Source organism: Cryobacterium sp. M23, assembly GCF_002929655.1.
GTDB classification, from domain to species: Bacteria; Actinomycetota; Actinomycetes; order Actinomycetales; family Microbacteriaceae; genus Cryobacterium; species Cryobacterium sandaracinum.
Genome location: NZ_PJJV01000072.1, coordinates 79490 through 100862, shown reverse-complemented (window position 1 = coordinate 100862; position 21373 = coordinate 79490). Strand labels below are relative to the sequence as shown.

General features: G+C 69.3%; 17 protein-coding genes and 1 tRNA gene. 7 read left to right on the top strand and 11 right to left on the bottom strand.

The window, feature by feature from the left end; translation table 11 throughout:
* Nucleotides 1-715 precede the first annotated feature (715 nt).
* The 7 genes from CXY82_RS09980 (at nt 716) to hpaD (ending at nt 9211) form a co-directional block, all read left to right on the top strand.
* Nucleotides 716-1453 (top strand): IclR family transcriptional regulator, encoded by a 738-nt coding sequence (locus tag CXY82_RS09980; RefSeq protein WP_104170806.1) that lies wholly within the window; start codon nt 716-718, stop codon nt 1451-1453.
* Nucleotides 1454-1698: 245 nt separating this feature from the next.
* Nucleotides 1699-3054, top strand: coding sequence for an MFS transporter (locus tag CXY82_RS09975; RefSeq protein ID WP_104170805.1), 1356 nt, complete (start codon nt 1699-1701; stop codon nt 3052-3054).
* A 13-nt stretch (nt 3055-3067) separates the two neighbouring features.
* On the top strand, nt 3068-4627 hold the full coding sequence (locus CXY82_RS09970) for a fumarylacetoacetate hydrolase family protein (RefSeq protein ID WP_104170804.1): 1560 nt from the start codon (nt 3068-3070) through the stop codon (nt 4625-4627).
* Nucleotides 4624-5457: a GntR family transcriptional regulator gene (locus CXY82_RS09965; RefSeq protein ID WP_104170803.1), complete on the top strand. Its 834-nt coding sequence runs from the start codon at nt 4624-4626 to the stop codon at nt 5455-5457. The genes CXY82_RS09970 and CXY82_RS09965 overlap by 4 nt, the downstream gene beginning before the upstream one ends.
* 113 nt (nt 5458-5570) lie before the next feature.
* Nucleotides 5571-6530 carry a 4-hydroxy-tetrahydrodipicolinate synthase gene (gene dapA / locus CXY82_RS09960; RefSeq protein ID WP_104170802.1) on the top strand — a complete coding sequence of 320 codons (960 nt, stop codon included), beginning with the start codon at nt 5571-5573 and terminating at the stop codon, nt 6528-6530.
* A gap of 3 nt (nt 6531-6533) precedes the next feature.
* Entirely contained in the window at nt 6534-8075 is a 1542-nt protein-coding gene (gene hpaE / locus CXY82_RS09955) for a 5-carboxymethyl-2-hydroxymuconate semialdehyde dehydrogenase (RefSeq protein ID WP_104170801.1), read from the top strand.
* 59 nt (nt 8076-8134) lie between these two features.
* Nucleotides 8135-9211, top strand: a complete 1077-nt coding sequence (gene hpaD, locus CXY82_RS09950; protein ID WP_104170800.1) for a 3,4-dihydroxyphenylacetate 2,3-dioxygenase — start codon at nt 8135-8137, stop codon at nt 9209-9211.
* A 19-nt stretch (nt 9212-9230) separates the two neighbouring features.
* Here hpaD and CXY82_RS09945 read toward each other — a convergent pair whose 3' ends face one another.
* The 11 genes from CXY82_RS09945 to CXY82_RS09895 all read right to left on the bottom strand — a co-directional run bounded on the left by CXY82_RS09945 (nt 9231) and on the right by CXY82_RS09895 (nt 21355).
* Nucleotides 9231-10073, bottom strand: coding sequence for an anti-sigma factor domain-containing protein (locus CXY82_RS09945; protein ID WP_104170799.1), 843 nt, complete (start codon nt 10071-10073; stop codon nt 9231-9233).
* On the bottom strand, nt 10060-10716 hold the full coding sequence (locus CXY82_RS09940) for an RNA polymerase sigma factor (protein ID WP_233199286.1): 657 nt from the start codon (nt 10714-10716) through the stop codon (nt 10060-10062). Before CXY82_RS09940 ends, CXY82_RS09945 begins: the two co-directional genes overlap by 14 nt.
* 29 nt (nt 10717-10745) lie before the next feature.
* Nucleotides 10746-11405: a class F sortase gene (locus CXY82_RS09935; protein WP_104170798.1), complete on the bottom strand. Its 660-nt coding sequence runs from the start codon at nt 11403-11405 to the stop codon at nt 10746-10748.
* Nucleotides 11406-11433: 28 nt separating this feature from the next.
* Complete coding sequence (locus CXY82_RS09930) at nt 11434-12273, bottom strand: DUF4397 domain-containing protein (RefSeq protein WP_104170797.1); 840 nt, start codon at nt 12271-12273, stop codon at nt 11434-11436.
* A gap of 154 nt (nt 12274-12427) precedes the next feature.
* Nucleotides 12428-13714: an MFS transporter gene (locus tag CXY82_RS09925; RefSeq protein ID WP_198415673.1), complete on the bottom strand. Its 1287-nt coding sequence runs from the start codon at nt 13712-13714 to the stop codon at nt 12428-12430.
* 533 nt (nt 13715-14247) lie between these two features.
* The gene (locus CXY82_RS09920) at nt 14248-14949 is read right to left on the bottom strand and encodes an alpha/beta fold hydrolase (RefSeq protein ID WP_104170796.1); all 702 of its coding nucleotides are present in this window, start codon (nt 14947-14949) and stop codon (nt 14248-14250) included.
* Nucleotides 14950-15104: 155 nt separating this feature from the next.
* A complete protein-coding gene (locus tag CXY82_RS09915; protein WP_104170795.1) occupies nt 15105-15695 on the bottom strand; it encodes an isochorismatase family protein in 591 nt (196 codons plus the stop codon).
* Nucleotides 15696-15723: 28 nt separating this feature from the next.
* Entirely contained in the window at nt 15724-17142 is a 1419-nt protein-coding gene (locus CXY82_RS09910; protein WP_233199285.1) for a D-alanyl-D-alanine carboxypeptidase/D-alanyl-D-alanine-endopeptidase, read from the bottom strand.
* 97 nt (nt 17143-17239) lie between these two features.
* Nucleotides 17240-19540, bottom strand: a complete 2301-nt coding sequence (locus CXY82_RS09905; protein WP_146069102.1) for a bifunctional diguanylate cyclase/phosphodiesterase — start codon at nt 19538-19540, stop codon at nt 17240-17242.
* A 267-nt stretch (nt 19541-19807) separates the two neighbouring features.
* Nucleotides 19808-20806, bottom strand: coding sequence for a Gfo/Idh/MocA family protein (locus tag CXY82_RS09900; protein ID WP_104170793.1), 999 nt, complete (start codon nt 20804-20806; stop codon nt 19808-19810).
* 473 nt (nt 20807-21279) lie between these two features.
* Nucleotides 21280-21355, bottom strand: a tRNA-Thr gene (locus CXY82_RS09895).
* Between the last annotated feature and the right edge of the window lie 18 nt (nt 21356-21373).

The following is a 21373-nucleotide window of genomic DNA, read 5'->3' as shown; positions in this document are numbered from 1 at the left end:
CAAACCCGCCGAAGCTCAAGAACAAGAGCCGAAACTAGCCGCCTAAACTCACGCTGGCCTCATTCACCTTGACAAATTCCGCGACGGCGGCGACCAGGCACACGAACACCCAGATCGCGGTCGTTCGGCTCACGATAGGCCGGTCTCCCCCCTGGGTCTTGCCTGTCAGCGCACGGATGCGAGGCGACAGCGCTCCGTGTGGCTAACTCAGGAGATTCACCGCGGCGAAACCACCATCCCGCACCTGTGGCGCACGGGTCCGCACTGGCCCGTGCCGAATCGGCCGCCCCGATTCCGGAACTCCTGAGTTAGCCTCCGCGAACCCGGCATAACTTCTGCACTCTGGTGGGGGCGCCGGCCCGGGCCGCCGAAAGACCCGGACGGGGGCGCGATGCGGCCCCCCACAATTTGCAGGAGATATGCACGAGGAGGATTCGGACCCGAGGACCGGGAACCCTCGCGCGCGGGCGCGCCGACACGGTGGTGTGGCCAACTCAGGAGACGCGCCGCAGCACCCCCTCGCTCCCCGCACTGGTCCGGGCGACGGATGCCGCGCCCCACCCGAATCTCCTGAGTTGGCCACGCACGCACACGTACACGCACACACACACACACACACACACACACCGAGTGCATAGCTCCTGGGGCGACCGCGGGCCCTGAACCACGAATGCGAGAATGGCACCGTGTCGACGTCAATGAGCGGGGTAACGGGATGAGCGAGCAGAGCAAGCCCAGCGGGCCCAGTGCCAACGGCCCGAACGGTGCGCCGCATTCGCAGACCCTGTCGCGCGGCATCCGCGTGCTCGAGATTCTCGCCGACGCCGACGAGGCCCTGACCATTGCCGACGTGGCCGCCGCCCTCGGCGTGCACCGCTCGATCGCCTACCGAATATTACGCACGTTGGAGGACCATGGGGTCGTGATCCGGGATGCCGCGGGCGCCGTACGCCTCGGCCCACGGATGGCCGCGCTCGCCCGCGGTGTCTCCCGCGGTCTGCAGGCCGCGGCGCTGCCCGAGCTGACGAGCGTCGCGAACGAGTTGGGGATGACAGCCTTCGTGACCGTGCTGGACCGGGCGGAGGTCGTCACTCTGGTCAGCGTGGAACCGCGACAGGCGCACGCCACGGTCGCGCAGCGCCCCGGCACGCGGCATCCGCTCGGCCGGGGTGCACCCGGGATCGCCATCCAGTCCCTGCTCACGGCGACCCAGTGGGTGAACCTCGGCGAGGGCGCCCGCCGCGACGAAGCCGCCGACGTGCGCGCACGCGGCTTCGCCACCAGTCATGACGAGGTCATTCCGGGGCTGGCCTCCGTGGCGGTGCCGCTGGTCGTGCCCGGCGAGGCACCGGCGGCTCTGGCGGTCGTCTACCTCGGCACCGGGCAGAGTGACGCCGCGATCGGCGCGCGTCTCGTGACGGCCGCGGCCGTAATTGCAGCCGACCTGCGCTAATTGCCGCCACACCGGGCCAGACGCGGGCGCTTCGACCAAGCGCCGCCGACCGAGCGGGCGCCGGCAGCCGGGCGGGCGCCGGCAGCCGGCCCGGCGCACGGCGGCATCCGGACCACGAGACGGCGGCACCATCCAGGCCCCCCGGACGACCCCGTTCCTACCCCTGTAGATAATATACGATTTGTGATACCGTTTCGAGATCGCACGATTCCAGCACCACACAGGGAAATACAAAGGGGTATTCCATGGCATTGACGACCGACCGAACGAGCGCCGCGAAAGCGACCGCCGCGAAACGACACGAGGAACGCCGGGTCCTCGCCGGCACCATGGTGGGCACCACCATCGAGTGGTACGACTTCTTCATCTACGCGCAGGCCGCCGGCCTCGTGCTGGCCGGGCTGTACTTCGCCCCGCTCGCCAACGACAACGCCGGTCTGGCGCAGCTCGTGGCCTGGGCCTCCCTCGGCATCAGCTTCCTCTTCCGCCCGCTGGGCGCGGTCGTGGCCGGCCACCTCGGTGACCGCCTCGGCCGCAAGGCCATGCTCGTGCTGACCCTCGTCATCATGGGCGCGGCCACGGCACTGATCGGCCTCCTGCCGACCTTCGAGCAGATCGGCGTCTGGGCGCCGATCCTGCTGATCGTGCTGCGCATCCTGCAGGGCTTCTCGGCCGGCGGGGAATGGGGCGGTGCCGCCCTGATGTCGGTTGAGCACGCCCCGGTCAACAAGCGCGGATTCTTCGGCGCGTACCCGCAGATCGGCGTGCCGACCGGACTCATCCTCGCCACCGGCGTCATGCTCCTGGTGACCAGCACGATGAGCGAGGAGGCCTTCCTCGCCTGGGGCTGGCGCATCCCGTTCCTCGTCTCGGTGCTGCTTATCGTGGTCGGCTTCATCATTCGCCGCTCGGTCGACGAGAGCCCCGTCTTCAAGGAGATGCAGGATCGCAAGAAAGAATCGGCCGCCCCCCTCCGCCAGCTCTTCCGCGGCCACTGGCGCCAAGTCATCCTCACCGCCCTGATCTTCATCGCCAACAACGCCGCCGGCTACCTGTTGATCGCGTTCTTCTCCTCCTACGCCACCAAGCCGGTCGAGGCCGGCGGCCTGGGCATGGAACGCTCCCCCGTGCTGCTGGCCAGCACCATCGCCGCCGCGTTCTGGCTCGCGTCGACGATGATCGGCGGCATCCTGTCCGACAAGATCGGGCGCATCCGCACGTTCCAGTTCGGCTACGCCTGGCTGTTCCTCTGGGCCATCCCGATGTTCCTGCTGATCGACACCGGCGAGATCCTCTGGTTCACGGTAGCGCTCGTCGTGCTGGCCAGCGGGCTCGGCTTCTCGTACGGTCCACAGGCGGCGCTCTACGCGGAGATGTTCCCGGCTCAGGTACGCTACTCGGGCGTGTCCATCGGCTACGCCATGGGTGCCATCCTCGGTGGGGCGTTCGCTCCCCTGATCGCGCAGCTGCTGCTGGACGAGACCGCCTGGTCACCGTCGATCGGCATCTACATCATGGTGCTGGCCACGATCTCCTTCGTCGCGGTCTCCGTGGTGAAGGAAACCCGTGGAGTCCCGCTCGGCATTTCCCAGCACGACTAGAAAGCCACAAAACATGCCGAACTCGACCTCCGTGGGCGCCGCCGACGTCAGCGCAAGCAACAGCGCGGGTATCAGCGTCACCGCCACCACCGATCTCGCCACACCGGGCAAGATCATTGCGGTGCACCTCAACTACCCGAGCCGGGCCGCCCAGCGCGGCCGCACGCCGGAGCAGCCGTCGTACTTCCTCAAGCCGGCGTCGTCGCGGAGTTCCAGCGGCACGCCGGTGGAACGGCCCGACGGATGCGAGCTGCTGGTGTTCGAGGGCGAGATCGCGCTGGTGATCGGGCGCCGCACCCGCGGCGTCTCGCCCGAGGAGGGCTGGGCGGCGGTCTCGCACGTGACCTGCGCCAACGACTTCGGCGTGTACGACCTGCGCTACGCCGACAAGGGCTCGAACCTGCGCTCGAAGGGCGCCGACGGCTTCACCCCCGTCGGGCCGACACTGCTGCCGGCGGCCGGCCTCGACCCGGCAGCGCTGCGCATCCGCACCTGGGTCAACGGCACGCTCGTACAGGAGGACACGACGGCCGACCTGCTCTTCGGGTTCGGCCGGCTCGTCGCCGACCTCTCGCAGCTGCTCACGCTCGAGCCCGGCGACCTGATCCTCACCGGCACGCCGGCCGGTTCGTCGGTCGTCGTGCCCGGCGACATCGTCGAGGTCGAAGTGGATGCCCCAGGAGCCCCGGGCGCACCCCGCACCGGCCGCCTCGTCAGCCCGATTCGGCAGGGCACGGTGCCGTTCGGCGCGTTCGGGGCCGGCCCGCGGGTCGACGATCTGCAGCGCACCGAGGCGTGGGGTTCGGCGGAGGCGGCCGGGCTCGCACCGGCATCCGTCACCGCACCCACAGCGGAGCAGACGCCCCCGCCGTTCGCCCTCACCCCCGAGCTGAAGGCCCGGATCAACAGTGTGGGCACCGCCACCCTCAGCGCCCAGTTGCGCAAGCGCGGGCTCAACTCAGTGTCGATCGACGGCCTCGGCTCGACCCGGCCGGGTGCCCGTCTCGTCGGCCGGGCCCGCACACTCCGGTACATTCCGGCGCGGGAGGACCTGTTCGAGTCGCACGGCGGCGGCTACAACGCCCAGAAGCGCGCCTTCGACTCGCTCGGACAGGGCGACGTGCTCGTGATCGAGGCCCGCGGCGAGCGCGGCACGGGCACGGTCGGCGACATCCTCGCCCTGCGCGCCCAGATGCGCGGCGCGGCCGGCATCGTGACGGATGGCGGTGTGCGCGATCTCGCGGCCGTCACCGCCCTGGAGATCCCGACCTACCACGCCGGACCGCACCCTGCCGTGCTCGGACGCCGGCACGTGCCGTGGGACACGGACCTGACCGTGGCCTGCGGCGGGGCATCCGTGCAGCCCGGCGATTTGATCGTCGGGGACGCCGACGGGCTGATCGTGATCCCGCCGCACCTGGTTGAGGAGGTGGTCGCCGCAGCCATCGTGCAGGAGCGCGAGGAGACCTTCATCGCCGCCATGGTCACGGCCGGGCACGGCGTCGACGGGCTCTACCCGATGAACGCCGAGTGGAAGGCCCGGTATCGGGTCTGGCTGGAGGAACAGGCATGACGGCCTCGGTCTCGGCTGGCTCGACTGGCTCGACTGGCTCGGCAGGCTCGGCAGGCTCGGCAGGCTCGGCAGGCTCGGTTGGCTCGGCAGGCTCGACAGGCTCGGCGGGCTCGACTGGCGTTGCGACTGGCTCGACCACCGGCGTCTCGACCACCGGCGCGGAGGCGTCGCTGAGCAAGGCGCAGCTCGCCCACCGGTGGATCCGGGCCCGCATCTCCGACGGCAGCTTCAGCCCGGGCTACCGCCTGGTGCTCGGGCAGATCGCCCGGGAGATCGGTGTCAGCACCGTGCCGGTGCGGGAGGCCATCCGCCTGCTGGAGGCAGAGGGTCTGGTCACGTTCGAGCGCAACGTCGGCGCCCAGGTGGCCATGCTCGACGTCACCGAGTACACCCACACGATGCAGACGCTGGCCCTCGTCGAGGGCTACGCCACCGCCCTGTCGGCGCCGCGGCTCGACCCGGAGACGCTGCTGCGCGCCCGGGAGATCAACGCGGAGATGGACGAGTGCCTGCACCACTTCGACCCGGTGCGTTTCACCAGCCTGAACCGCGAGTTCCACTCGGCCCTGTTCGAGGCCTGCAGCAATGCGCACATCCTCGACCTGGTGCAGCGGGGCTGGAGCCGGCTCGGCACCCTGCGCGAATCCACGTTCAGCTTCGTGCCCGGTCGGGCGCACGAGTCCGTCGCCGAGCACACCGCGCTGCTCGACCTGATCGAGGACGGCGCCGATCCCCTGCAGATCGAACTGGCCGCGCGCGACCACCGGCTCGGCACCCTGAACGCCTTCCTCGCCCAGCAGCACACCGCCCCCACCGCCTCCACCCCCTAACAGCCAATCCCGCAACTGTTCCCGTAACGGACGACTGTTGCCCGCACACCGGGAACATTCGTCCGATTCGGCAACAGTCGCGGACGCCTCCGTTGCCCTCGAAAGGAAGAACAATGAAGTTCCGCACCGATCCGAGTCAGATCACAGGCTCTATCGCGCCCCTGATGAGCCCGTTCACGGCCGACGGCGCCGTCGACCACGCCGGCCTCACCAACCTCGTGAACTGGCAGCTCGCCTCCGGCACGCACGGGATCTCGCTCGGCGGCTCCACCGGCGAGCCGAGCTCGCAGACCATCGTCGAGCGTGCCAGCGCGATCCGCACCGTGGCCGCCGCGGTCGGCGACCGGGTGCCGTTCATGCCCGGCACCGGCTCGGCCAAGCTCGACGAGACCCTCGAGCTCACCGCCGCGGCCCGGGACGCCGGCGTCGACGCCGCCCTGATCATCACCCCCTACTACGCCCGCCCCACCCAGGAAGCCCTCTACGTCTGGTACAAGACCGTGGCCGAGGAGTTTCCGGACCTGCCGATCGTCGCCTACAACGTGCCCAGCCGCACCGCCGTGGACATCGCCCCGGAGACCATCGCCCGCCTCTACCGCGATTTCGACAACTTCGTCGGCGTCAAGGAGACCACCAAGGACTTCGAGCACTTCTCCCGGGTGCTGCAGCTCTGCGGCCCCGAACTGCTGGTCTGGAGCGGCATCGAACTGCTCTGCCTGCCTCTGCTGGCCCTCGGCGGCGTGGGATACATCAGCGCCACGAGCAACATCGCCCCGGTCGCGCACGTCGAGATGTACAACGCGTGGATGGCCGGCGACATCGAGACGGCCCGGCGCATCCACTACGGCCTGCACCCACTCGTCGACCTGCTTTTCGTCGAGACGAACCCGGCCCCGGGCAAATGGGTGCTCGAGCAGCGCGGCCTGATCGAGAGCGGCTTCGTGCGCCCGCCGCTGATCACCCCGACGGATGCGGGCATCGCCAAAATGCAGGCGCTCCTGGCCGCCGGCGAGCAGTACCTCTCCCCCGTCGACGGCTTCACTGTCGCCGACTTCACCCCGAAAGCAGCCTGAGCCATGACCGAGACCGAGACCACCGTGACCGACACCACCACCACGAGAACCCGCGCGCAGCACGTGCCCGAGAACCTGCCGTCCCGCATCCAGCACTTCATCGGCGGCCGGTTCGTCGACAGCGTCTCCGGCGCGACCTTCAACGTGCTCGACCCGGTGTCGAACCAGACCTACGCCACCGCCGCGGCCGGCCAGAAGGAAGACGTCGACCTCGCCGTCGCCGCCGCGACCGACGCCTTCGTGGCCGGGCCGTGGCCGAGGATGAAGCCGCGCGAACGCTCCCGCATCCTGAACAAGATCGCCGACGCCGTCGAGGCCCAGGATGCCCGCCTCGCCGAACTCGAGACGTTCGACACCGGCCTGCCGATCACCCAGGCCCTCGGCCAGGCCAAGCGGGCGGCCGAGAACTTCCGCTTCTTCGCCGACCTGATCGTGGCGCAGACCGACGACACCTACCAGGTGCCCGGCAGCCAGATCAACTACGTCTTCCGCAAACCGGTCGGCGTGGCCGGGCTGATCACCCCGTGGAACACCCCGTTCATGCTGGAGAGCTGGAAGCTCGCCCCCGCACTGGCCGCCGGCTGCACGGTCGTGCTCAAGCCGGCCGAGTTCACGCCGCTGTCGGCGAGCCTGTGGGCGGAGATCTTCCGCTCCGCCGGGCTGCCCGACGGGGTCTTCAACCTGGTCAACGGGCTGGGTGAGGAGGCCGGGGACGCGCTGGTCAAGCATCCGGATGTCCCCCTCATCTCGTTCACGGGCGAGACCACCACGGGTCAGACCATCTACCGCAACTGCGCCGCGAACCTCAAGGGCATGTCGATGGAGCTCGGCGGCAAGTCCCCCGCCGTGGTCTTCGCCGACGCCGACCTCGAGGCCGCGCTCGACTCGACCCTGTTCGGGGTGTTCTCGCTCAACGGCGAGCGCTGCACCGCCAGCAGCCGCATCCTGGTGGAACGCCCGATCTACGACGACTTCTGCGCCCGCTATGCGGCCCGGGCACAGAACATCGTCGTCGGCGACCCACACGACCCTGCCACCGAGGTCGGCGCGCTCGTGCACCCCGAGCACTACGCCAAGGTGATGAGCTACGTCGAGATCGGCAAGAGCGAGGGCCGCCTGCTCGCCGGCGGCGGCCGCCCCCAGAACCTGCCGGAGGGCAACTACGTGTCCCCGACCGTGTTCGTGGATGTCGCCCCGACGGCCCGCATCTTCCAGGAGGAGATCTTCGGACCGGTCGTGGCGATCACGCCGTTCGACACCGACGAAGAAGCCCTCGAGCTGGCCAACGGCGTCAAGTATGGCCTGGCCGCATACATCTGGACCAGCAACCTCACCCGGGCGCACACCTTCGCGCAGTCGATCGAGGCGGGCATGGTCTGGCTCAACTCACACAACGTGCGGGACCTGCGCACCCCGTTCGGAGGGGTCAAGGCCTCGGGCCTCGGCCACGAGGGCGGCTACCGCTCGATCGACTTCTACACCGAGCAGCAGGCCGTGCACGTTTCCCTCGGGCCTGTGCACACCGCCCGCTTCGGCGCCCACTGATCCCGGGTCCCGGGTCCCGACACGCTCGACCACCGCGACATCTCAATGAGGAGGATTCCATGACCACCACCCCCATCCCCACGCCGACCGCGACCCCGCCGGACATCCTGCGCTGCGCCTACATGGACATCGTCGTCACCGACCTGGCCCGCTCGCGTGCGTTCTACGTCGACGTGCTCGGCCTCGTCGTGACCGAGGAGAGCGACACCGAGATCTACCTGCGCAGCTTCGAGGAGTTCATCCACCACAACCTGGTGCTGCGCCAGGGCCCGGTCGCCGCAGTCGCCGCGATGGCCTTTCGGGTGCGCGCCCCCGAAGACGTGGGTCTGGCCGAGGCCTGGTATCAGGAGCTCGGCTGCCGCACCGAACGCCGCATCAACGGGTTCGTGAAGGGTGTCGGTGACTCCGTGCGCGTCGAAGACCCGCTCGGCTTCCCCTACGAGTTCTTCTGCTCAGTCGACCACGTCGAACGCCTGGCCTGGCGCTACGACCTGCAGGGTCCCGGCGCCCTCGTGCGCCTGGACCACTTCAACCAGGTCACCCCCGACGTGGGACTCGGCCGCGGCTACCTCGAGGACCTCGGCTTCCGCGTCACCGAGGACATCCAGGACGAAGACGGCGTCACCTACGCGGCCTGGATGCGCCGCAAGGACACCGTGCACGACACCGCCCTGACCGGCGGTGACGGCCCGCGGATGCACCACATCGCCTTCTCCACGCACGAGAAGCACAACATCATCTACATCTGCGACAAGCTCGGCGCCCTGCGGATGTCGGACGTCATCGAGCGCGGCCCCGGCCGCCACGGCGTCTCGAACGCGTTCTACCTCTACCTGCGCGACCCCGACGGCCACCGGGTCGAGATCTACACCCAGGACTACTACACCGGCGACCCCGACAACCCCGTCGTCACCTGGGACGTGCACGACAACCAGCGCCGCGACTGGTGGGGCAACGCGGTCGTGCCGAGCTGGTACACGGATGCCTCACTGGTGCTCGACCTGGACGGCAACCCCCAGCCGGTCATGGCCCGCACCGAGTCCAGCGAGATGGCCGTCACGGTCGGCGCCGACGGGTTCTCGTACACCCGCAAGAACGACGTGGAGCACGGCTTCAAGCTCGGCAATACGCTCTGACACTCACGTGCGGGTGGTGTCAGGCCGTGCGCAGTTCCCCGCGCAGGATCGACTCGCCGGAGTGCTGCGGGTCGCCGTCGTCGGGTTCCGCGGAGACGTCGACCAGCGGGTACTGCGACAGGTCGACGCCGTCGGGGATGGCGAAGCGCCCGGACTCACCGTCGAGCAGTCCGATGCTGATCAGCCCGGACGCATCCGCCTTGATCAGCCACACCTCGCGCAGATCGGTGTCGGCGCTCACCCCGGTGACGTCGAGCACGACCTCCCGGTGGCCGTCGGCCGTCTTCGCGACGTAGGCGCTGCCGGCGGCGTCCCAGCCGGGGTACGGGTCCAGCTGGGCCTCGGCGAGTAGCACCGGCGCGGGTTCCTGCTGCTGCGCGGACTGCCACCAGATGCCGCCGCCGAGGCCGCCGAGCAGCCCGGCGATGCCGGCGGCCACGGCCATCGGCATCCAGTTGCGGCGTCGTGGGAGGGGGCGCAGGGCGGAGCCGATGTCGGTGACCGTGGCGGACGGGGTCTCGACAGGCTCGACCACCGGTGCAGGGGTCTCGACAGGCTCGACCGCTGCAGTGGGCTGGTCCGCTGCAGGGGTCTGGTCCGCTGCCTCGTAGCCGCTGCGCCCGGGGGTGGCGGCCACGGCGTCGGACAGGCCGAGGGCGGCGTGGATGCCGGCCCAGACTCGATCGCCGGGCTCCACGAGTTGCACGCTGCGCGCGGACCGGCCGACGTGGGCGGTGTGCTGCAGGGCGATGAGTTCCAGGGAGCACTCGGGGCATTCCGACAGGTGCTGGCGTTCGGGTTCGGTGAGGTCGAACTCTGTCATTGCAATGAGAGCGAGGTTTTCCTGGTCAATGTGTGTCATCGTTCGCCTCCAATCTGGTGCGCAGTCTCGAAAGACTTCGGCGGATGTGACTCTTAACGGTGCCGAGCGGCAGTCCGAGGTTATCGGCGATTTGGGTGTGCGTGAGATCGTCGTAGAAGGCCAGCTGCATCACCTGCTGCGGAACGGGTCCGAGCCGGCGAAGTTCGTCGCTCATCAGCACACGATCCGCGATGTCGGCGGATTCGTCGGTCTGGCTGAGCGCGGTGTCAACGAGGACAGCCTCCTCGACCCGCCGCCGTCGTGAGCGGGCCTCGTGGGCATCCGCAACGGTGTGCCGGGTGATCCCGACGAGCCAGGCCGGCAGAGGCGACCGTGACGCATCAAATCCGTTCCGCCCGCGCCAGGCGGCGATGAAGACCTTCTGGGTGACGTCTTCGGCTTCGCCGGGATCGCCGAGCGAACGAACGGCGATCGTGTAGACGAGGGATGACCAGCGGGCGTAGGCCTCGGCGAGCGCACGTTCGTCTCCCGCCCGAAACGCGAGAACGAGCTGGGCGTGGTCATCTTCGTCGGTGAGTGCCGTCACGTCGTATCGGTGTCCCCCGGTTGGTGAGCGCATCGGGAGGTCGTACATGTCAGACTCCGCCGGAGAGCAAGCCTCGACCACCGTGATGCCCAGCATAGCCACCCCTCTGCGTCATGGTGCCTGGGTCATACGATTGGACTCGCCGAGACGATTACGTTGGACAGATAGGTGCGGGCACTGTAGTCGAATTCGCCGCCGCAGGTCACAAGGGTGAGCCGGTTGGGACCGGACCGGTCGAAGATCGAGTCCCAGGGCACACCCTGTTTGGCCACGGTTTGAACGGATTCCACGGAGTAGCGACGCTCCTGACCGTCGTCGGTGGTCACCACGATCTCGGTGCCCGCACGCGCCGAGGCGAGCTGGGCGAACGGTCCGATGTCGTAAATCAGGGAGTCGACGTGGGCGGCGATCACGGTCGCGCCGGCGGTGCTGGCCGGTGACGGTCCAAAGCGATACCAGGCGGCGAGCGAGGGGTCTTTTGGCAGCTCCATCGCCCCGTCGTCGGCCAGACCGACGGACTCGATTGCCATGTCGATTCCGAGGGAGTCGACTCGGATGGTCTGGGGCGGCCGGGCCTGCGGGGTCTGGTTCTGATCCAGCGAGGAACTGACGGTCGGCACGTCGACCTCAGCGACGGGTAGCGGGGCCGACGGCGTCGGAGTCGGCGCTGCGTTCGTCGGGGGAACGTAGGCCGTGGGCGATGATGTGCTCGGGGCGCTGCTGCAGCCCGTGAGCAGGGCGAGAGCCACAGCGAGCGCTGTGAAAGTGCCCGCTGTGGCTCTCATTGTGGATCTCTCTTTCTGACTGGCGTGACTAGCGGCGAGCCGCGGACAGGCGACGCATACCGACGACGGCGGCGGCGACCAGACCCATCAGCGCGGCGGCGAAGCCACCGACCATGAGACCCGTGGAGTCGTCCGCCTGGTTGGTGGCGACGAGACCGGCCTCACCGGCGGGGATGCTGTCCGGGTTGGAGTGAAGCCCGTCGATGGTCTGAACGGCCAGGGCCAGGTTCTTGTCGGTCAGGCTGCCCCACGCGTAGACGATCGTGTTCGTGCCCTCTGCGACGTTGACGTCTGCCGGGCCGATCACCGGGTCAGTCGTTCCGGTTGCGGCGACGGCGGCCGAGATGGTGCCGGCCGGCAACGTGAGCACGGATTCCTTCGGGTTCACCAGGGCGGTGATCGCGACGGCTCCGTTGGCGAGAACATCGACCGCGGGGGCTGCTGCCACGTGGCGAACCGTCAGGCGGCCCTCCCCGGCGGCGAGCTGCGAGATGTCGTTGGTGAACAGCGACGCCGTGGGCTTGCCGGCCTCGTCGAGGTGCGCGGCGGCGGTGTAGTTCTTGCCGGCTTCGAGCGGGAGGTCGACCGGGCCGATGGCAGGTGCGCTGGCATCCGCTGCGTCCGACGCGGTGATGGCCACCTTGTAGGTGCCGGGTGCGAGGTCGAGCGGACCGGCGAGGTCGCCCGGCTTGAAGTCGTCCAGGGTCAGCTTGTCGTTCACGTAGACGTCGACGGTGAGGCCGGGAACTCCGTGGAACACGGACAGCTTCGCGACGTCTTCGGCTGCCTGTGCCGGAGCGAGACCGCCGAGGGCGACGAGAGCACCGAGAGCGCTGGCCGTCATTCCGATCTTGAGGGACTTGTGCATCGTTTCCTCCTGCGTAATGGATCTGTGAGTGGGTCACTCTGAAGAGATTCTTGAAACCTCTCTAACCCCTACTTCTCTCGCACGTCCCCAAACGGATGCACATGCATGGAAATCTCTGTAAAACTTTTTTGCGGGCTGCAGGTCGCGCGCGATTTCATCGGCTCGCCGCGGCGCGATGCAGGGAGATGTCCCGGCGGAAGACCAGCATCACCACCACCAGCGACACGGCCGAGAACGCGGCCCCGCCCGCGAACATCGCCGGGTAGCCGAGCCACGGCTCGAGCAGGGACAGCGCCAACGGCACGAAGAACCCCAGGTAGGTGATGCCGTAGTAGATCGCGGTCAGTCGGGCGAGGTGGTCGGGCGGCGCGATCCGCTGCACCTCCTGCAGCCCCGACACCATCAGCAGGCCGTACGCGGCGCCGAGCAGGGCCGCCGCCGGCAAAATCAGCCAGAGCACGGGTGGGCTCACGGCGACGGATGCGAGCAGCAGCGACCCGACGGTCAGCATCAGCGCGAACATGATTCCTCGGGCATTGTGCCCGGCGGTGATGCGGTGGCTGAAGAGCTGCAGCGACGCTCCCGCGACGAGAGCCACCACGCAGAGCAGGGCCGCGAACGCCACCGGCGCGGACGGGATCTCGGTCGCGGCGAGCGCCGGCAGGATGGCGTAGGCGGTCGTGGCCGTTCCGAAGACCCACGGCGCCACCGGCACGATCAGGAGCAGGAACCGCGGGTACGGGGAGATGGCCGGGTGGACGGCCGGCAGGGCCCCGGCCGCGATGCCCCGTCCCTGGGACTCCGGGGTGCAAAACAGCAGAAGGCCGAAGAGCACGGCGATGACGGTGTGCGCCGCGTACGGCAGCACGCCGGGGAACGGCGCCCACTGGGCCAGCGCTCCGGAGCTCGCCGCACCGAGTGCGAAACCGAGGGACAGCGCGATGGTCGCCCGTCGTGCCCCCGAGGAACGGTCGGCCCCGAAGTCGAACGGTCGCGCGGAGAGTTCCTTCACCCAGCTGGTGCCCACGGCCATGGCCAGGCCGAGGGCGACGCCGGAGAGGATGCGGCCGGCCAGCAGCATGGGCACATTTCCCGCGGACAGGGCCAGCAGCACGCTCCCCGCGATCGCGACCCAGGGCGCGGGCAGCATCAGCGGTCGGCGGCCGAACCGGTCCGACAACGGGCCGGCGATCAGTAGCGCCGGGATGATGCCGAGTACGTAGGCCCCGAGCAGCAGGTTCGCCAGCTGGTTGGAGAACCCGTCCGCCTGTCGGTACATCACCAGCAGTGGGGTGAATTCGTTGCCGCCCCAGGCGACGGCGAAGATCGCGGCGGCCGGCGCGAGCCAGTACTTCCTGCCCCGGGCGCCGGTGAACGAGCCGGATCCGGTGGTCGAGCCTGTCGAAACCGAACCCATCGCATCCTGGATGTCGGTTGTCATGACGGTCCCCCGGTCGGCATTCGGCGGCCTCGGCAGCGAGGCCCGCACACCCCCAGCCTAGGGGAGGCGCCGGGGCTCACTCCCCCAGCCGGCGGCAAACCAATTCGACGGAGATTTTGCAATATGTGCGGGTTTTCGGAGTGTTGGACGCGGTTATGGGCACAATCTCCGTCGAATTCGTCAGGGCCAGGGCCAGCCGAGCTCGCGCGTGTGGCCAACTCAGGACATCCGTCGCCCGGTGGCCCGGCCGCCCCGGATCAGTGCGGAACCAGCGCGGATGTCCGGGCCGGCCCGGACGGATCTCCTGAGTTAGCCCCAACACCGGCCGGTTGCCCAGCAGCGCCAGCCGGATGCGCAGCATCTCTTGTGCGGTTCAGGCAGCCCCCACGCGCTCCGCCCCACAGCCCGAACGAATTCGACGGAGATTTTGCGATATGTGCGGGTTTCTGAAGGTGTTTAGGGCGATGCGGGCAAAATCTCCGTCGAATTCGTTAGGGGCGTGAGAGGCGAGCGAGTGCCCGGACTCGGGGCGCTCAGGCCAGGAACTGCAGTGCGGCGCGCTTGAACTCGCGGGAGGTGAGCGTGTTCACGTGGTCCCGGCCCGCCAGTTCGAGGTAGTCGGCACCGCGCGCGCGGGCAAGTTCGGCGACCCCGGCCGGGATGGAGTCGGCGCCGCCGGCGACGTAGAGCACGGGAATCTCGGCCGGCACGTCCAGCGAGGAGCCGGCCACCCCGCCGACGCACGCCACGAGGGCCTCACGGTCGGCGCCGGCGGTGATCGCGGCACCCAGTATCGCCGCGATCGACGGGTCGGTGCCGGCGGTGCCGTCGGTCACGAACCGGCGCACGGCATCCGGATGCCACGTCTCGAACAGTTCGTCCGGCCCGGCTCCGCCGAGCACCAGTCGGCGCACCCGGGACGGCGCCAGCCGCGCGAGCGCCGCCGCCACGCGCGAGCCCATCGAATAGGCGACCACGTCGACCTGCTCCAGCCCGAGGGCGTCGAGCACGACCACGAGGTCGGCTGCGAGTTGCCGGGGCAGGTAGTCGATGCTGCGGTGCGGCTTGTCGCTGCGGCCGTGACCGCGGAGGTCGAGGGTGATCACGCCGCGCCCGGCGTCCTGCAGGGCTCGCACCCAGCCGGTGCCGACCCAGGTGACCTGCGATGTCGACGCGAACCCGTGCACGAGCAGGATCGGGCGCTCGCCGGGCACGACGTCGTAGGCGATCCGCACGCCGTCGAGGCGCCGCGCGAACAGCGCCCCCCCTGCAGAGCCCGCCGGAGCAGAGCCCGCCGGAGCAGAGCCCGCCGGAGCAGAGCCCGCCGCGGCCGGCCCCGCCGCGGCCGGTCCCGCCGGGGCCGGTCCCGCCCGGTCGGTCACCCCCACGCTCAGACGACCACGTCGGAGGTGACGAGCACGGCACCGGCATAGGCCAGCTCGCCCAGGGCCGCGTCACTCGTGTCCGGGGCGACGCCGGCGACGAGGTCGGTCAGTACCCGCACATGCTGGCCGTGGCCCCGCGCATCCAGGCCGGACGCGCGCACACAGTGGTCGGTGGCGAGGCCGACGATGTCGATGTCGGTCACCCCGTTCGCGATGAGCAGCTCGCCCGTCTTCTCGCCGCCCACCGAGATGCCGTCGAAAATGGAGTAGCCCGCTTGGCCCTGCCCCTTGCGAATGTGGATGGTCGTGTCCGGCAACAGCAGCGAGGGGTGGTACTCGGCGCCGGGGGTGCCCGCCACGCAGTGCACGGGCCAGGAGTCCGTGGAGCCTGGCTCGCCGGCCCGGGCGAAGTGTCCGCCGTTGTCGCTGTCGGGGTCGTGCCAGTCGCGGGAGGCGAAGATCACGTCATAGGCATCCGGATGTTCCGCCAGCAGCGCGCTGACGCCCGCGGCCACCGCAGACCCACCCTCGACGGCGAGGGCCCCGCCCTCGGTGAAATCGTTCTGAACGTCGATGATGAACAGGGCCCTGGTCACGGATTGCTCCTTCTGTCGCCGGTTGAAGTCAGGAGTTCGACAGGTTGTCGCCGCAGCGGAAGAACCCGGCGGTGATGGTGTCGAGCGCCTGCTTCGCATTATCGCTCACATCCCCGAGCGCGTAAACGGCGAAGGTGAGCGGCGTGCCGTCGGCCGCCCGGATAATGCCGGAGAGCGTGTAGCCGGTGTCGATCCAGCCTGTCTTGGCGAAGACGGCGCCGTCGGCGACGGCGTTGTCGCCCGTGAACCGGTCGCTGTAGGACAGCGATCCGGTGGGTCCACCGGCGATCGGTAGGCCGTCGAAGATGACGCCGAGGTCGCCGTCGCGCGCGTTGATCTTGACGAACAGCCGGGTGAGATACGACGGCGGTACGGCGTTGTCGTCGCTGAGGCCTGAGCCGTCCCGGATGATGATGCCGGTCGTGTCGATGCCATAGGCGTCGAGCGCCGCGACGACGGACTCCTGCAGGGCGCCGAAGGTGTTGCCGGCCCCGGACTCCACCGCGACGAGCCGGGCGAGCATCTCGGCGAGGGTGTTGTCCGACACGATCAGCGACTGCCCGATCAGCACGGACACGGGCTGGGACCGAGCGGCGGCGAGCTGTTCGGCCCCGGCCGGCGCGGTGCCGACGCTGACGCTCACGCCGCCGCCGAGCGCGGCGGCGAAGGCCGCGCCGGCGCGCCCGACGGGGTCGGCGCTGCGGGAAGAGCTCTGACGCGAGGGGTCGTCGCGGTCACCGTCGACCTGCAGGGCGGTCACGTCGGGCATGGAACCGGCGTTGCGTTCCAGTTCATCCCAGCTCGGTTCCCAGCCGGGCCCGCCGAAGAACGAGGCGTCCAGCACGAGGGAGGTGATCGGCGGGTTCGCCGGGTTCGCCCGCCAAGCGGCGAGGGTCTGGCGGGCGAGCTCATCGACGTGGGCTGCGCCGGGGTAGACGGATTCCGTGCCGGTGGGCAGGCGCGTGAGGGTGAGGTCTCCCCCGCCGACCAGCACGACAGACCCCGGTGTGCTGCCGGTGACGACGGTGGTCGTGGCCCGGTAGTCCGGTCCGAGCACCTCAAGGGCGGCGGCGCTGGTCAGCACCTTGAGCACGCTCGCCGTGCGTGAGGAGGTATCGCCGCCGCGGTCGAAGAGCACCTCGCCGGTGCTGGCGTTGACCACCTGGGCCTGGAAATCAGCCAGCCGGGGGTCGGCGGCCAGCGCTGAGACCGAACACGTACGCAGGTTTCTGGCATCGGAGGCGGTGGCCGGCACGGGGCGCTCCGAAACGGGTTCCGCGGCCGGCACAATCACGCTCGCACCGGTGTTCGCGGCGGCGATGGAGGCGGTGGCCGCGGCATCCGGAGCCCGGGTCGACGCCCCGATCAGGACGGCACCCGCGCCCAGCAGCACCGCCACGGCGACGAGGACGGCCGCGAGGCATTTGCGAGGCTTCGATTCTTCCACCCGTGAACCCTACCCGCCGGGCTTGTGAGTCACCCTGTGCCTCGTGCCCACGGCGTTACTGCGGCGTTGCTGCGGCGTTGCGACGGCGCCCGCGTGGCTAGCGCGTGGCCGCCGGCGCGTGCCGGGCGGCGAGCCAGGCATCCAGTGCCGCGGCCGGAAGCGGGCGGGACATGTGGAAGCCCTGGGCCTCGTCGCAGCCGTACCGGGTCAGCTCGGCGTAGGCGACGGCGTCCTCGACGCCCTCCGCCACCATGCGCACGCCGAGGCTGTGCGCGAGCGCGATGATCGAGGCCACCAGGGCCGCGGCCCTGGCGTCGTCGGCCATCGGGAACACGAAGGACTTGTCGAGTTTGAGCTCGTCGATCGGCAGGTCCCGGAGGTAGGCGAGGGAGCTGTAGCCGGTGCCGAAATCATCCACGGCGATGCGGATGCCGCTCTCCCGCAGGCGGATCAGGATGTCCCTGGCCCTGGCCCGGTCTTCCATCAGGAACTCTTCGGTGATCTCCAGCATCAGGTCGGCGGCCGACAACCCCCGCACCTGGATCATGGCGGCGATGCGTGCGGGCAGATCGGACTCGATCAGGGTGCTGGGAGACATGTTGACCGCAACGGTCAGCGGTGTTCCCTGCGCACGCCAGACCGCGGCCTGGTCGAGCGCCTTTCCCAGCACGATCCGGGTCAGGTCGCGCATGAGCCCGACGTCTTCGGCCAGGGTCAGGAACGCGTCGGGAGGCAGCAGACCCCGGCTCGGGTGCTGCCAGCGCACCAGCGCCTCCACACCGTGCACGTGCCCGGTGGCCAGCTCGATCTTGGGCTGGTAGTGCAGCACGAGTTCGTCGGTGGCGAGGGCGCCGCGCAGGTCTTCCATCATCCGCAGCCTGGAGTCGCCGTGATCGTCGTCGGAGCAGACGAAGACGTGGTGCCCGCTGCGGGAGGTCTTGGCCTTGTACATGGCCATGTCGGCCTTGCGCAGCAGCACCTTGAGGGTGTCGCCCTGGTCGGGGAATAGGGCGATGCCGATGCTGACGTTGGACTCGATCGCGATGCCCTCCAGCGTGAACGGCCGGGCCAGGACCGCCCGCAGCCGCACGGCCGCCGCCACGGCCTCGTCATGGCCGGCGTCCTGGATCAGAAGCGCGAACTCGTCGCCGCCGAGCCGGGCGAGAAGATCGCCCGGTCGTCGCTGATCGAACAGGCGCGATCCGGCCTGCACCAGCAGCAGATCGCCGACGTCGTGGCCGAGACTGTCGTTCACTTCCTTGAACCGGTCGATATCCAGGAGCAGCAGGGCGCACCGGTGGCCGTCCCCGGACATGAGGTGAGCGGATGCCTCGGCGTAGAGGGCGCGCCGGTTCGGCAGCCCGGTCAGGTCGTCGGTGCTCGCCTGGCGGTGAAGGTCGGCCATCCGCCCGATCTGCCGGGAGGCGAGCTGGGTGCGCACGGTCCCGAGCACCAGGGTCACGCCTGCGAGGAGCACGGCGCCTGTGGAGATCTTCACCTGCGTGCCGAGGACGAGCACCGCCATTCCGGCGATCGTGGCTGCCCCGGGCACCGCGAGGGTCCACACGCCGCTCAGGGGGCGCCGGGCGGTGACACCGGGCCGAGCCAAGTCCCACGCCCAGACCGCAATGAGGGTGAGGCCGAGCGCCCAGCCCGCATCCAACGGCTCACCGAAGGTGTACGTTCCGGCGGAAACCTGGAAGGCGTAGACGGCGTCGGTTGCCGCGAAGATCAGGAGCCCGAGCACCAGCAGCGCCCACCGTCGGCCCACGTCGAGTCCGCGGGCGGCGGCAATCCCCGTGATGACCGACACGAGCAACAGATCGAGCAGAGGGTAGCTGGCGGACACCAGGGCGGCCGGGGAGGGCGGCCAGACACCCGCGGATGCAATCACCGGGCTGAGCAACACGGCCAGCACGGATGCCGCGCCAAGCGACCCGATGGCTCCGTCCACCAGGACCGACCGGGGTATTTCACCACGCTGACGGTGGACCAGGACAGCCAGTCCGGCCAGGATCAGCGGATAGAAAAGCGTGTAACCGATGTCGGCCGGAGACGGAAACGAAAGCGTCGCCGCGCCCGCGAGCAGGTAATAGGTGCTGCCGAGGGTAAAGGCCGTCATCGCGGCCGACACCAGAATCAGCTGCGTGCGGCCGCGCTCCGCGCAGAGCGCGGCTGCCCAGCAGAGCAGGGCCGGGAGCCCCGCAGTGATTAGCGACAAGGAGCCGGTGAAAACCGGGCCGAAGGCGGCGAACAGGCCGATCGCGTAACCGATCAGCAGCACCCACATCAGCCACAGGATCCAGCGGCCGAGCCGCGCATGGCGAAGGGAGCGGTCATCGATTCGATCCGCGTGCGCGTTGGCGTGCATCGGATCCCCCGCTCCCGTTGCGTACACGCTAGCCGAGCCGTCATGGGCCGACGGACCAACGCCACCGAGTACGACCACCCCAAAACGGGGGGTGGCGTCATCCGACGGGCGGAACGAACTCGAGCGGCTCGACGACGGAGCACGCGACCAGCGCGCCGAGGAGCCGCAACGGCCACGTGTGGGGGCGGTGAGGCCGGTTCGTGACACCACCACGGGATCCACGCAGCGCCATTCTGCCCCCCTCCCGCTCTACTGGTCAGATTATCGACCGGAGCACAGCGCACGGACTCCCGCTTACTCCCCGGGGTACCGCAGGCCGATTTGCGCGCGCACCAGGTCGAGCGTCTCCATGATCGCCACCACTTCCTCGACCGGCAGGATGTCGCTCGAGATCTTGCCGGCCCGGATCAGTTGCTCCGCTTCGGCCGCCTGGTAGTGCATGCCGCGCCCGTTGATCTCGGCGGTGAAGGTCTCGATGACCTCGTTGGCGCTGTTGAGCACCCGGAAGTCCGTGGGCGAGTACCAGACCCGGTCGATGTCGATGCGGCCCAGCGTGCCGAGGATGGTGGCCGTGTTCGGGCCGGTGGTGTTGCTGGCCGACAGGGTCTGGGCGATCTGCCCGCCCGCGTAGCGGAAGGTCGTGGCGATCTGCGCGTCGGCGCCGGTGGCCTTGAAGGTGGCGGTCGCGAGGATCGTCTCGGGGCGTCCGAACAGTTCGGACGCGAAGGTGAGCGGGTAGATGCCGAGGTCGAGGAGCGCCCCGCCGCCCAGGTGCATGGCGTTCAGCCGGTGCGCCGGGTCATCCGGCAGGTCCTGGGTGTGATCGGCGATCAGGGTGCGCACGTCGCCGAGGGTGCCCTCGGCGAGGATCTCGCGGATGCGCACCATGTGCGGCAGGAACCGGGTCCACATTCCCTCGAGCACCAGCAGCCCCAGGGTCGCGGCGAGGTCGACGACCTCGCGGGCCTCGGCGCCGTTCAGGGTGATCGGCTTCTCGATCAGAACATGCTTGCCGGCATTCAGGGCGAGCTTGGCGTTCTCTGCGTGAAACGGATGCGGGGTCGAAATGTAGATGATATCGACATCCGGGTCCGCGGCCAGGGCCTCGTAGCTCGGATGAGCCGTGGGAATGCCGAACTCGGCCGCGAAGGCATCCGCCGACGCCTGCGAGCGGGAACCGACCGCCTGCACCTGAAAACCGTTCCGGACGAGGTCGTTCGTGAATGCGTGGGCGATCCCGCCCGTGGCCAGGATTCCCCAGCGAATAGTGTCTGTGCGGGTTGTGTCGGTCATGGGATCAGCCTAGCGATCGCGTGCGGCCGGCGGTCGAGCCCGTCACGACCCGGCGACCTGGCCCGGATGCCCGGCACCGGGCATCCGTGGGGACAGCACGGTAACTCCGGAGATTTTCGCAACACGCCGCTCGGCCGGGCCGTAGAACCGGCGTTTCCCGAAAATCTCCGCGTTTACGTGACGACGGATGCCCCGGTCGGCTCAGTCAGCCTCAGGTTGCGGGCTCAGTTAGTCAGTAGGGCGGTATCAGCTCGATGAGCCGCGCCGCGTGCGTGCGCGCCTGCACCAAGTGGCTTTCCGCGAGGTTGCGGTTGGCGACCACGCGGGTGAGGCGACTTCGGTCGATGAGGCGGCAGATTTCGTCCCGGCCACGAGCCCAACGCCCATTTGCGCGATTCGGGTGAGTTCGCGGTGCGCACTCGCGTGCGGGGTGTGCGCGGCGCGAGCGAAAGCCACGGCTGCCTGCGTTGAGATGGAGCCGCCTATCAGAATCGAACTGATGACCTTCTCATTACGAGTGAGACGCTCTACCGACTGAGCTAAGGCGGCGTCACGATTATTCCTCTC